The organism is uncultured Kushneria sp. (assembly GCF_947497025.1).
Taxonomy (GTDB): Bacteria; Pseudomonadota; Gammaproteobacteria; order Pseudomonadales; family Halomonadaceae; genus Kushneria.
In genome coordinates, this window is record NZ_CANMFC010000003.1 from 29,897 (window position 1) to 42,807 (window position 12,911).

A 12,911-nucleotide genomic window follows, 5' to 3' on the forward strand; every position below is an offset into this window, starting at 1 on the left:
ATTAGAAGGTCTGACGTGAACGCTTGCGGGGTGTAGCACCCTGACGCGGGGCACGGCGCATTCTGACATTGCCCTGCCAGAGATGGGTTAATGAGGGCACAAACGGCCTGATCGGCTGGCGCCTGGCGCGCCCCTGGCGGGGGGCCGGTATCTCGCGCATGCCTTCTCGTATGCATACGCCGAGACTTGCGATTACTGCCACGCCGGCCATCAAGAGACTGGCCATGCTGCTGATAATGATCAGTGCTCCGGCCGCAACCCCCAGGGCAATCAACATCACGGACAGGCAGATATCGCGTGAAAACCCTCGCCATAGCCCGTAGCCACCCAGGGTAATGGCAAGAAATGCTATCCATAGCAGACTGATCATAATGTCACGCTCACTTTTGCCGGGCGCATCATGCCCCCATATATGTCCATCAATGATTTTAGTGCATTTTGTGACAAAAACACGTCAAAGACTGACAGTCATGAATCAATATGTCGTCATGCTACCGGATCTGAAGGAATGCAGTCGGCGTTTGTAATGTGTCAGAGCGAGTGCAACAACCCCATAAAGCTGGTCTGAGGTGACATCTGGAGTAACGAACGAGAACACGACGTTCCCTGGACATTGCCATATTGGCAGGCCACCAATTATTTTCGATCGCCGCTGGGTAAGCATGCGTGTGCGAATATCCTGTGCGCAAGCGGCCTCCGGGGGCCGGCATTATGCGCTGGCATGCTATCCTCATCACCACAGCGGTATCAAAGACCCGTCACAACGCACGGGCTATTTTCTTCGCGCCCATACGCCGCTTTTTCAACGACGCAGGAGCATAGGTCATGGCTGTCGGGCATCGCAGAGGCTGGAGCATTACTGCTGGTATTGTCGTGGTTGTGGCCGGCAGCATCTATTTTGCCGGACCCTGGGCACTGAAAAGCTGGGCGGTCGACAAGCTTGGAGAGACGACCGGTCAACCTGTCACGATGAGTCATCTGAGCTTCAATCCCTTTACGGCAACGGCGTCACTATCCGAGTTGAACATCGGTGATGGTGAGACGCCGATCATTCATGTTAATGAGGGCGAGATGACACTGGCGTGGCGGACGCTTTGGCAGTCAGGCATTCATATCAAGCGTATAGACCTGAACGGCCCTCGCCTGCATCTGGTCCAGACCCCTGAAGGTGAACTCAATATCGCGCAGCTCGGTGGTGATGACGGCGGCGGCGAGAGTACAGCGCTGAGCATTGATCGCATCACGACGCATCAGGGTCGGATTGACTGGGTCAATCAGGCTCAATCCCCGTCAACGCAGCTGTCGGTGACCGATCTGGCGCTCACGCTTGAAGGTTATGACAGTCAAAACCCTTCCCCCATGCAGGGACAGGCGACAGGTACCCTGAATCGCGGCCAGCTCAGTGCCAGGGGGCAGTTTGGTGTGAGCCCCCTGACCGGTGATCTTCAGATGGAAGGCCAGCAGATCGGGCTTGATTTGATCAATCCATGGCTTTCGCAGATGAGTGCAGTACAGATCGACAAGGGGACGCTGAGTGGGGAGGGTGAGCTCGCCTTTGGTGAGGCAAGACAGGGACAGGTGCAGTGGCAGGGGAATTTGACCACCCGTTCGGTGTCTCTGCTTGATGGTCGTCAGCGTCCGTTGTTCAGCGTGGATCAGGCAAGGCTTACGGGCATGGACCTGCTGACCGGTGATCATCTGCGCGCCGATCGTCTGTCCATGTCGGGGTCAAACATGATGGCCGTCATCGATGAGCAGGGCGATTTCAATCTCACGACATCGCTGGGCCTGCAGTCGGATGATGCTTCTGCACAGGAAGACAGCGCGAAGCAAAATGATTCGCAGCAGGAGGACTCGTCACAAAACCATTCGCAACAGGACGGTTCGCAGCAGGACGGTTCGCAGCAGGGCAGTGGTATGGCGTTTGCGCTGGGTCATATGGAGGTTTCCGATGGCGCCTTCAATTTTGAGGATCGTAACATGTCGCCGAAGGTGGCCCTGAGTATCGATTCCCTCAAGGGCACCATGGAGGACTTTGATACACGCCGCGACACGTCGACCAGCTACTCCTTCAAGGGGCTTGAGAGCCAGCGAACGCCAGTCATCATCGAAGGGAAGTTCAATGCCGCTGCGCCTTCGGGGGTAATGCATCTGGTGGTCGACCGCCTGCCGCTTGAACGCTTTGCTCCCTATATCCAGCGCTTTGGTGGATACAGGATCGAGCAGGGTACGGCAGATCTTGATCTACGCTACCGGCTTCGTAATGGCCATCTTGATGCCGATAACCATGTGGTCCTGCGCGAGCTGGATCTGGGGGAGGAGGTGCCTGAAGGAGATACCTCCCTGCCGCTGAAAAAGCTGATTGGCGTATTAAAGGGTGATGAGGGTGTGATCGATCTTGATATTCCCATCAATGCGTCGGTAGAAGGCGCGGGTATCAATGTCAGTGAGGTGGTCTGGCAGGTGGTCGGCGAGGCGCTGGAGAACATGGTGACATCGCCCATCGACACGCTTGATGCCATGATCAACGGCGACGACGATCGCGATGCTGCTGCAGGCAAGGCTTCCGGGGGCTACGACGAGGGCCCTCTGTCGCAGGTGGCCACCGAGCCAGGCGATGATTGAGTGCTGGACAAGGATATGAAGGCGGCATGAAAACGGATAACGGACAGTGGCTCCGGTGGAGAGATGGTGTACGACCCGGTGCTACAGGGCTTCTGCTTGTCGCGCTGATAAGCGGGTGCGCCAGTTATGAGGGCATCGAGCCCAGGGGCGAAATGGTGTCGCTCAATCGGCTATCGGCCCTTCAGGCAGTGAAGGATGTCACCATCTCCTCGGCCAACTGGCCGGATCGCCAGTGGTGGAACACGCTGGGCGATCCGCATCTGGAGGCCCTGATTCAGGAAGCGTTGGCAGATTCCCCCGATATGGACGTGGCCCTGGCACGCCTGCGTTCGGCCAATGCGGCCGTTGGTCAGGCGGGTGCCGAGCGGCTGCCGACAGTGGATGGTTCTGCCACCATATCGCGCTCGCGGGTCTCTGAAGTCGATGACCCCCAGGGGCTGGGCAATATCTACAGTACGACCCGGGGGCTGTCATCGAACTTCAGCTACGATGTCGACCTCTGGGGCGGGCGTCGTGCGGCCTGGTCGGCGGCACTGGGTGAGGCGCGGGCCACAGAGATCGATCTGCACGAGGCCGCGTTGACGCTGTCGGTCAATGTGGCCCGGGCCTATGTCCAGCTGGCAGGCGATTACGCTCTGCTGGACATCGCCCGGCAGCAGCTTGAGCGGGCGCAAACCATCGACAAGACCAATCAGCAGCTTCAGCAGGCCGGTCTGAGCGATCAGTCGGCGCGGCTGCAGTCACGCTCCAGCGTATCCACGGCACAACAGTCACTGGAATCGGCGCAGCAGGCTGTTCGAAGCGATCGAATTTCGCTGGGCGTGCTGCTGGGCAAGGGGCCCGATCGCGGTTTTGACATCGAGCGGCCCCGGCCGCTGTCCCCGGCCCTGTTGTCGCTGCCTTCGGTCGTGCCGGCCGAGCTGGTCGGGCGGCGTCCGGATGTGGTCGCGGCGCGTTGGCGGGTGGAGTCCCAGACCCAGCAGATCAAGGCGGACAAGGCGCAGTTTTATCCCAATCTCAATCTGAGTGCGATGGCCGGTTTCAGTTCGCGGCTGGGCAGCTATTTCTTTTCGGAGTCGGCCAAAAGCTGGAGTGTTTCCCCGGCGCTGTCATTGCCGATCTTTGAGGGTGGGCGTCTTCGGGCCAATCTGGACAGCACCGAGGCAGATTATGATCTGGCCGTGGCCCGGTATAATCAGACCGTGATCTCGGCGCTGGGTACCGTCGCCGATACCATTACGTCCGTACAGTCACTGAATCGTCAGCAGCGATCGCTTGAAAGGGCGCGCGATAACGCCCAGCAGGCCTTTGATCTGGCGCTCGAGCGTTTTCAGGCAGGCATTACCAACTATCTACAGGTATTGAGTACCCAACAGCAGCTGCTTAATGCCCAGCAGTCGCTGGTGAGCTTGAACAGCCAGCTGGTGGATACCTCGATTCAGCTGGTGCAGGCGCTGGGCGGCGGTTTCCATGCGGGGCTTGATGTACCGCATGCTTCTGGAGGCTACCCACATGCGCCCAATCCACAGACCACAGGCAGGTCTCCTGATCAATCGGATTCCTGAGCTGGTTTTTGAGAAAGGCCGCCAACAAAAAAACGCCCCGTAAAGGGGCGTTTTTTATGGTGGTACATCATGGGACGAGGTAGATGATCAGGACTCGTCGTCCTTATCCTTCTTGTCATCATGACGAACCTGAGCGACAGCACGACGGTTGTCGGCATTTTCAAGTTTGGCCAGAAGCTCTTTTGACTCGGTCTTGAAGCTTGCCAGTTCCTGGCCACTCAGCGACCGTCCGCCCGGCAGCTTGACGCGCATGGCATTGACCTGAGAGCCATTGGCGATGATCTCATAGTGTAGATGCGCACCGGTGCTGCGGCCGGTATTGCCCGATTTGGCAATTTCCTGCCCCATCTTCACACGCTGACCGGGTTTGACCTCGGGACGAGAAAGGTGCAAATAGCGGGTCTGGTAGCCGTTATCGTGTGTGATCACGATATATTTGCCCGCCAGCGGATGGCTGACCACTTTCGTGACACGACCATCGGCCGGCGCGCGCACCGTGCTGCCGACCGGCATCGCAAAGTCGGTGCCCTTGTGGGGCGATATCCGCCCGGTGATCGGATGGTGGCGCTTGAGGTTGAACGGCGAACTGATACGGTAGTGCCCCTTGAAGGGATAGCGATTGAAAGCCGGATCGAGACCCTTGCCATCGGGCGTGTAGTAATTGCCATCATGACGCACGATAGTGAGATCGTCGCGACCTTCGTAATGAGCCGCCAGGATGCGGGAGTCAAAGGGCTTGCCATCGATCACGTCCGACTCGACCAGTACCTGAAACCTGTCGCCATCGCGGGCCGAGCGGCTGAAGTTGAGCTTTTTGCTCAACACCGAAATCAACTCGGCCACTTCTCCGCCGGAAAGGCCGGTGGCACGTGCCGACGAACCGAAGCTGCCACTGACCGTGCCGGCGAAGAGCCGCTGTGTGGCCTCACCGGTACGTTCAATGGCATTGACGCCAAAGCTTTCATCGGCGCTGTCGCGCTCGAACAGATAGCCGCGGCGCGTATTCTGCATGACGCGCAGCGCCAGCAGGTGGCCGTCCTTGTCGACTTTGTAATCCAGCTCGTTGCCGACACGAAGGCTGGTCAGCGTTTTCTTGTCAGGCGAGTCATTAATGAGTTTGAGTACTTCACTGTAACCCAGCCCAAGGCTGTGCTCTGCAAGCTCTGCAAAGGTATCGCCCTTTTGAACCTTGTAGGTCTGCCATTCGGGCGTATAGGGCTCACGAGTCTCGATCTGGCTGCTCAGGGAAAACTGACCGTTGAGGCTTTCATCGTCTGAATCGGTGTAATCACCGGTGTCGTCGTTGAAGTTATCGACATAGGACGTATGACCGCTCAGACCGTTACCCATGCCCGTGACATGATCTGCGCGGGCAATGGCCATCTCGTCATTATCGGTGACGAGATCGTTACCCAGCACTGCTCCGGCATTCATGGCAGAGAGGTTGGAAGCCACGGCCAGCGCCTGTTTGACGTTAAGTTGACCGGTGTTGATAGCACGTTCTGTTGCAGGCGTCGCCAGCGCCAGTGCACCGGCAATCTCGAGATGCGTTGGCTGGCTGAAAGCGCGCGCCTGTTCCTGTTTGGCCGCAAGGGCGACACTAATGGGCTGTGCTGCCTGCTGAAATTCTGCGACCGTGGCATCGGTCGCAGCCGAGGTGTTCGTATTCTGGTAAAGCTGGTGCGCACCCAACACGCCAACCATGGCGGTAACCGGTAACAATAAGAGCCTGTGCGTGCGGGGTAGCGAACTAAAAATTCGCAACATGATTGTGAGCGCCGTATACAGATAGATAAAAGGGATAAAGGCCGGATTACCTTACCTCAAGGTCAATGATATGCCTAGTGCGAATACCATTAATTGGCCACCTTTATTGCAGGTTAATACGCCCTGTACACCCTCGTGATTGGTCGCAGGTCATTGTGAAATCATTGTACAAGAATAATTCTTTGGATTAGAGGTATGACATACCTGGCTATCATGTCTTTTCCTGCCGCCGCCGCACGGCTGTCGTGCTGACGCCTCGTGATGCACCTTTATATGGCTGTAGAAGACGTATCTATTATGGCCGGTTAATACTGGATGTATGAACAGCATTGGTGCTGATCCTGAAGTGCAGGTAACGCCCTCTTTGTGCATCATTCATTTAAATAGTGAGTTTTTTTCAAGAAATATGGTTCGAAAAAATAACGTCATTTTTTTAAAAATGACCACCCGTTTGAATAAATTTAAAAGAAGTATTAAGCGCTTATTTAATCCGAATTGTAGTCTTTTGTTGTGTTAAAAAGAGCTTTAATATTCTTTTTTATGCCATATATGATTTATATATCATATACTGCCAGTGACTGGAATTGTGCCGATCGAGGCATTTAGCTGCATGATTGGAAAGAATTTTTCAGTGCAGAATTGAGCGAATCAACACTATAAAACCTATCGATGCCTTCTTGAGTTGACAGGATGTAACATGTCTCGAGTCACGCTGGTTCAATGGAAAATGCTGGCAGCAGTGGTGGATCATGGTGGCTTCGTGCGTGCTGCAGAAGCGATCCATAAAAGCCCCTCCAGTATCAATCATGCCGTTCACAAGCTTGAAACCCAGCTGGGCGTGCAGCTGCTTGATACCAGCGGTCGACAGCTACGCCTGACCGAGTCGGGAGAGATGCTGTTGCGCCGGGCACGTCAACTGCTGGAAAGTGCCGATACCCTTGAAGCCGTTGCAGACAGCCTTTCGAGAGGGCTTGAGGCCGAGATCTCCATCGCCATCGACCAGATTCTCGGGCCTGAAACATTGTGTTATGCCCTTGGCCGTTTTTCTGCCCGGTATCCGCATACGCGGATTCAGCTTCATGAGGCGGTGCTCAACGGTGGGATAGAGATGTTGCTGGACAATCGCGTGGATCTTTTGATCTGCGGTTTACCGGTGCCGGGCTATCTGGGCGAGCTTTTGGGTGCTATCCGCTTCATCGCCGTGGCGCACCCCGATCATGCGCTGCATCAGCTGAATCGACCGCTGGATCTGCGCGATCTTCGACAGCACCGTCAGATCGTGACGCGAGATTCCGGTCTGCGCGAACAAAACGATAGTGGCTGGCTCAAGGCCGAGCAGCGCTGGACGGTCTCTCATGTCGCGACCTGTCTGGATATTCTGGCCCGTGGGCTGGGATTTGCCTGGGTATCGCAGCCCCGTGTTCAGCCACTGCTGGACAATGGACAGCTCAAGGCGCTGCCGTTGCAGGCCGGTGGCATCCGGGAAGTGCCGCTCTCCCTGTATATCAATGATGTAGAGGGCGCGGGGCCCGCCGTTCAGGCCATGGCCGAAGCGTTGCGTCTTGAGTTTCGTGCCTGATGTTTTAAAAGCGGGGCAGGGCGCCTGCCGATTGGGGTGTCAACGGTGTCAGGAGCGACTATTCTCACGGCCCGAACATGCATTTCCCGGAGAGGGCTTGATCCGGGCAAGGAGACTGTCATGGGTTTACTGGTCGAAGGGCAGTGGGTAGACCGCTGGTATGACACCAAAGGCAATAACGGCGAGTTTATTCGCGAGTCGGCAAAGCTGCGTGACTGGGTGACACCTGATGGTGACCCGGGCCCGGATGGGCAGAAAAGCGTCAGCGCCGGCAGCAATCGTTTTCATCTTTATGTCTCGCTGGCCTGTCCGTGGGCGCATCGTGCGCTGATCATGCGTCGCCTGAAAGGGCTGTCCGGTTTGATGGGTGTTTCCATCACCAGCCCGTTCATGCTGGATGAGGGCTGGACGTACGAACTCGATGAAGGATCAAGCGGGGATCCGGTCAATGGTGTGCGTCGCCACTATCAGCTTTATACGTTGACGGACCCGCACTACACGGGGCGTGTCACCGTTCCCGTTCTGTGGGACAAGAAAACCTCGCGCATCGTCAACAATGAATCTGCCGATCTGATGCGTATCTTCAATACGGCGTTTGATGAGCTGACCGGCAATCATCTTGACCTGTATCCCGCGCCACTGCGTGACGAGATCGATCATCTCAATGATGAGGTATACGACCGGGTCAACAACGGTGTCTACAAGGCCGGGTTTGCTACCGAGCAGAAAGTATATGAAAAACATGTCGCAGCGCTTTTCGAAACGCTTGATCGGCTGGAAGCCCTGCTCGGCGAGCGCCGTTATCTGGCCGGTGAGTATCTGACCGAAGCCGATATCCGCCTTTTTACAACGCTTGTCCGCTTTGACAGCGTCTATTACAGCCACTTCAAGTGCAATCTTCGCCGCATTGAGGATTACCCGGCACTCTCGAACTATCTGCGTGAACTCTATCAATGGCCGGAGATGGCCGAGACCGTCAACATGGCGCACATCAAGCGCCATTACTATGGCAGCCATCCGGGAATCAATCCCAACGCCATTGTGCCGCTGGGTCCCGAGCTTGATTTTGCCCGGCCGCACGATCGCGAGCGTTTGCCCGGCAAGGGCATCTGGCAGCACGGTCGCGAATAAACGGCCCCATGAGGCACCGCGAATAATCTACATCATCAGGGGCCATCGACATGATGGCGCCCTGTCATTTGGCATGTCTTCGACTTCCGGCGTGCACTACCGGCCGGGCTGTGATATATTATGTCCACCTCGCTTGTGAAGACCCTGCCATCTCTGCTGATTCGCCCCCATTGAGACTGCCGTTGCGTAGGGGACGATTCTCCAAGGCGCCATAGCGCCCACGCATCGATGGAGCATTGGGCACCATACGACGGCAGTGACTGCCACGACCTGTCGGTCGCCGCGTATGACGTGTTGCCCAGATGCAATAACGGTCGCCACATGCCACGGATGTCGTCGTTTGTTCGCCTGTTGTGCGGACAAATCGTGACGATACGAGTGCGACCGGTCCGGGAACCATCCGACATGTTTATCGTCCGATGAGTGTCTCCCGACCAGACATTTTCCCCCGCCGGCCCAATGCCGGCTTATAAGGTGTGACATGACTTCTACTTCCGTTGCCTCGCCGACTTTCGGTGACATGGCGCTGCTGCCTGCTGTTCTCGAATCTCTTGTATCTCTGGGCTACGAAACACCGTCTCCCATTCAGGCGCAGACCATTCCATCGCTTCTGGAAGGCGCTGACCTTTTGGGTCAGGCGCAGACCGGCACCGGCAAAACGGCAGCCTTTGCCCTGCCGCTGCTCTCCAAACTTGATCTTGAGCGCCGCGAACCGCAGGTGCTGGTACTGGCTCCGACACGCGAACTCGCCCAGCAGGTTGCCGTGGCCTTCAGCCGTTACGGTCAGAACATCAAGGGTCTTGAGGTCGTGACGCTGTGCGGTGGTCAGGACTACCGCGAACAGATGCGCGGCCTGAAAAGTGGCGGCCAGATCGTCGTGGGTACGCCGGGTCGCGTCATTGACCATCTGGACCGCGGTTCGCTCAGCCTGACCGGCCTGAATGCGCTGGTACTTGACGAAGCCGATGAAATGCTTCGCATGGGCTTCATTGATGACGTCAAGCGCGTTCTCAAGGACACCCCGACCGATGCACAGCGCGTGTTCTTCTCCGCCACGCTGCCGCCGGAAATTTCGCGCATCGTCAGCCGCTATCTGGTTGACCCGATTACCGTGCAGATTGAAGCGCGTGCGGCCACCACCACCATTCAGCAGCGCCTGTGTCGCGTCGAAGGCCCGGCCAAGATTGAAGCCCTGGCCCGAATTATCGAAGTCGAGGCCGTTGATGCTGCCATCGTCTTCGTGCGAACTCGTGCCTCCTGTACCACGCTGGTCGATCAGCTGGTCGCCCGTGGTATCGCCGCGGCACCGCTGTCCGGTGATCTCGATCAGAGCCTGCGTGAGCGTACCGTACAGCGTCTGAAAAAGGGCAAGGTCGACGTGCTGGTGGCTACCGACGTTGCCGCCCGTGGTCTCGATGTGCCGCGTATTACGCACGTCATCAACTTTGACATGCCCCACGATACCGAAGCCTACATCCACCGTATCGGCCGTACCGGCCGTGCCGGGCGTGAAGGCACAGCAATCACCTTTGCCGGTGGTCGTGAAGTGCGCAAGATCCGCTGGCTCGAACAGGCCACCGGCCAGAAAATCGAAGTCATGGAGCTTCCTGACGAGAAGACCATGCGTGCGCATCGTGACGAGAAGTTCAAGGCACGTGCCGAAGCCATGCTCGAGCGTGGTCATGAGCATCAGCGTGCGATGGTCGAATCACTGCTGGAAGAGGGGATCGATCCGATCGATCTGGCCTGCGTCTTTGCAAGCCTGGCCCGTGCCGGTGAGCCGCCGATTCGCTCGCTGCCGAAGTCCAATCCGCGTAGCGAACGTCCTGAGCGTGGCGATCGTCCGGAGAAGGGTGGTGAGCGCCGGGCGCCGCGTCGTCAGGGTGGTTCGACAGAAGGCATGACCCGTTATCGCCTGGCCGTCGGCCATCGCGACAACATCAAGCCGGGACAGCTGGTCGGTGCACTGGCCAATGAAGGCGGCATCGAAGGTGCCCGTATCGGTCGCATCGACATTCGCCAGACGCACAGCCTCGTCGAGCTGCCCACCAGCCTGCCCGAGACCGTGCTGGCCAAGATGGCACGTGCGCGTGTCGGTGGCCGTCCGCTCGAGATCAGCAAGGACAGCGGTCGCCCTGAAGGCGGTCAGAGCGAAGGCCGCACCGAGCGTCCGCGTCGTGATGATCGTCGCCAGCAGGCCTCCTGAGGTCGTGATGCTGGTGCGCTGACAGGCGCACCAGCATGACAGGCATGACGAAAGGCCCCCTGCCCATCGGCAGGGGGCCTTTTTGTATGCCGGGTCTCGTGGTGCGTCAGGAAAAGGCAGGTTCATGGCGGTGGCACGCCATCACGGGCGTTGTCTACGCTCACACAACAGCCAGAAAATACGATGATCAGGAGGGAGCATGGCATCAAAACTTCAGCCGTTGCATGAATGGACCGTTGATCCCGACAGCGCCATTGCGCTACAGAAATCGCTCGCCCCCCGCATTGTATGCCGTGACCAAATGGGCGAGGTCAGCCATATTGCCGGCGTGGATATCGGTTTTGAAGATGGCGGAGAGACCACTCGTGCGGTGATCGTGGTCATGCGCTGGCCGTCGCTGGAAATTGTTGAGCGCGTATTGCATCGCACGCCCACAACAATGCCCTATATTCCCGGACTCCTAAGTTTTCGAGAATTGCCGGCGGCGATTGAAGCCTTTGAGCAGCTTTCAATCACGCCTGATCTACTGATGGTGGATGGCATGGGTATTGCGCATCCGCGTCGGCTGGGCATTGCCGCCCACCTCGGGCTCTGGCTGGATATGCCGGCCATCGGTGTAGGCAAAAGCCGTTTGTGTGGCCAGCATGACGAGGTGCCTGAAACGCGCGGCAGCTGGGTTCCACTGACCCATCGCAACGAGACCATCGGGGCGGTGCTGCGTACTCGTGAGCGGGTCAAGCCGCTCTATATTTCGACCGGCCACCGAATATCGCTTGAAAGCTCGATTCACTGGGTGATGCAGTGTCTGACCCGCTACAAGCTGCCCGAACCTACCCGACAGGCTGATCGCCTCGCCTCTCGCCGTACTGCCGAGACGCGATGCCCTGAAAGTGACATTGCGCCCGGACAAGACAATCTATCGTTTTAAAATATACCGTTATCCTGAATACAACCTTTACTGGCTCCGACCAAGCCATTCAAGGAGCGCATCATGAAAACGCTCGGGAGCCTGTACCTGCGGTGAATGCCCCAGATTTTCGAAATGGACATAGGTAGACTCCGGAATCCGCTCGGCGATTTTCGGCCCCAGCTCGTCGTAATGGCCCAGTGTCTTTTGCACCTCCCCGGGTGCCAGGGCCTTGCCAACCGCGGTGTTGTCCTTGTCCCCGACAATCAGCAGAGTAGGCACCTCAAGGTCACCGAACTCGTAAACGATTGGCTGTGTGAAGACCATGTCGTAGGTCAGTGCCTGACTCCAGGCATTGATATCGCGCCCTTCACCGCGGTACATGCCGGCCTGCATCTCGACCCAGCGGTCATATTCGGGTTGCCACTGGCCGGCATAGTAGGTCTCTTTTTGATAGGCGCGCATTTTCTCGGCGCTGGCCTTTTTGCCGCTTTCATACCAGTCATCAACCGACTGCCAGGGGACGCCCTTCGCCTTCCAGTCCTCCAGCCCGATAGGGTCGACCAGTACCAGCTGATGCGTGGCCTCGGGATACATCAGGGCGTAACGGGTGGCCAGCATACCGCCCATCGAGTGGCCCATGATGGTGGCATTGTCGATATCAAGATGTGACAGCAGGGCGCTCGTGTTGGCTGCCAGCTGGTGAAGACTGTATTGATAGTGCTGCGGCTTGCTGGATTTACAAAAGCCGATCTGGTCTGGAGCAACCACGCGATAACCCTTTTGCGTCAGCGCCTTGATGGTGCTCTCCCAGGTCGCGGCGCAGAAATTTTTGCCATGCATCAGCACCACTGTTTCCCCGTTGGCCTCACCCTGAGGGGCTACGTCCATGTACATCATTTCAAGTGACTGCTGCTGGGACGTCAGTTCAAAACGATGCAGCGGCCAGGGGTACTCAAAACCTTCCAGTCGGGGGCCGTAGACGGGCGCTTCATCAGTAGTGCTATCGGCGGCCATGGCAGGCAGTGCCAGTGAAGCAAGCAGTGGGACCAGCAAAAGGGGGCGCATGAAATATTTCCTTGCCAGGCATCGTTATACGATGTCGTTATCGTGAAATTGCGAGCGATCCAT

The 12,911-nt window shown here is 57.4% G+C and carries 9 protein-coding genes; 6 read left to right on the plus strand and 3 right to left on the minus strand.

The features are described from left to right. Nucleotide 1: 1 nt before the first annotated feature. Entirely contained in the window at nucleotides 2-370 is a 369-nt protein-coding gene (locus Q0931_RS05940) for a hypothetical protein (RefSeq protein WP_299258262.1), read from the minus strand. A 455-nt stretch (nucleotides 371-825) separates the two neighbouring features. Between Q0931_RS05940 and Q0931_RS05945 the strand changes: the two genes are divergently transcribed. Both Q0931_RS05945 and Q0931_RS05950 read left to right on the plus strand, forming a co-directional pair. After that, nucleotides 826-2,625 carry a DUF748 domain-containing protein gene (locus tag Q0931_RS05945; protein ID WP_299258264.1) on the plus strand — a complete coding sequence of 600 codons (1,800 nt, stop codon included), beginning with the start codon at nucleotides 826-828 and terminating at the stop codon, nucleotides 2,623-2,625. A gap of 26 nt (nucleotides 2,626-2,651) precedes the next feature. Then, nucleotides 2,652-4,190 (plus strand): efflux transporter outer membrane subunit, encoded by a 1,539-nt coding sequence (locus tag Q0931_RS05950; RefSeq protein ID WP_299258266.1) that lies wholly within the window; start codon nucleotides 2,652-2,654, stop codon nucleotides 4,188-4,190. Between the two features lie 87 nt (nucleotides 4,191-4,277). On the opposite strand, the gene Q0931_RS05955 is transcribed toward Q0931_RS05950, so the two are convergent. Beyond that, the gene (locus Q0931_RS05955) at nucleotides 4,278-5,894 is read right to left on the minus strand and encodes a peptidoglycan DD-metalloendopeptidase family protein (protein WP_299258268.1); all 1,617 of its coding nucleotides are present in this window, start codon (nucleotides 5,892-5,894) and stop codon (nucleotides 4,278-4,280) included. A 760-nt stretch (nucleotides 5,895-6,654) separates the two neighbouring features. Between Q0931_RS05955 and Q0931_RS05960 the strand changes: the two genes are divergently transcribed. The 4 genes from Q0931_RS05960 (at nucleotide 6,655) to nfi (ending at nucleotide 11,801) form a co-directional block, all read left to right on the plus strand. After that, nucleotides 6,655-7,536 (plus strand): LysR family transcriptional regulator, encoded by an 882-nt coding sequence (locus Q0931_RS05960; protein ID WP_299258269.1) that lies wholly within the window; start codon nucleotides 6,655-6,657, stop codon nucleotides 7,534-7,536. Nucleotides 7,537-7,656: 120 nt separating this feature from the next. Beyond that, a complete protein-coding gene (locus Q0931_RS05965) occupies nucleotides 7,657-8,667 on the plus strand; it encodes a glutathione S-transferase family protein (RefSeq protein ID WP_299258270.1) in 1,011 nt (336 codons plus the stop codon). Nucleotides 8,668-9,148: 481 nt separating this feature from the next. Beyond that, nucleotides 9,149-10,873, plus strand: coding sequence for a DEAD/DEAH box helicase (locus tag Q0931_RS05970; protein ID WP_299258271.1), 1,725 nt, complete (start codon nucleotides 9,149-9,151; stop codon nucleotides 10,871-10,873). 199 nt (nucleotides 10,874-11,072) lie between these two features. Next, complete coding sequence (nfi, locus tag Q0931_RS05975; protein ID WP_299258272.1) at nucleotides 11,073-11,801, plus strand: deoxyribonuclease V; 729 nt, start codon at nucleotides 11,073-11,075, stop codon at nucleotides 11,799-11,801. A gap of 27 nt (nucleotides 11,802-11,828) precedes the next feature. Here the strand turns inward: nfi and Q0931_RS05980 are convergent, their stop codons facing one another. Further along, nucleotides 11,829-12,848: an alpha/beta hydrolase gene (locus Q0931_RS05980; RefSeq protein ID WP_299258273.1), complete on the minus strand. Its 1,020-nt coding sequence runs from the start codon at nucleotides 12,846-12,848 to the stop codon at nucleotides 11,829-11,831. Between the last annotated feature and the right edge of the window lie 63 nt (nucleotides 12,849-12,911).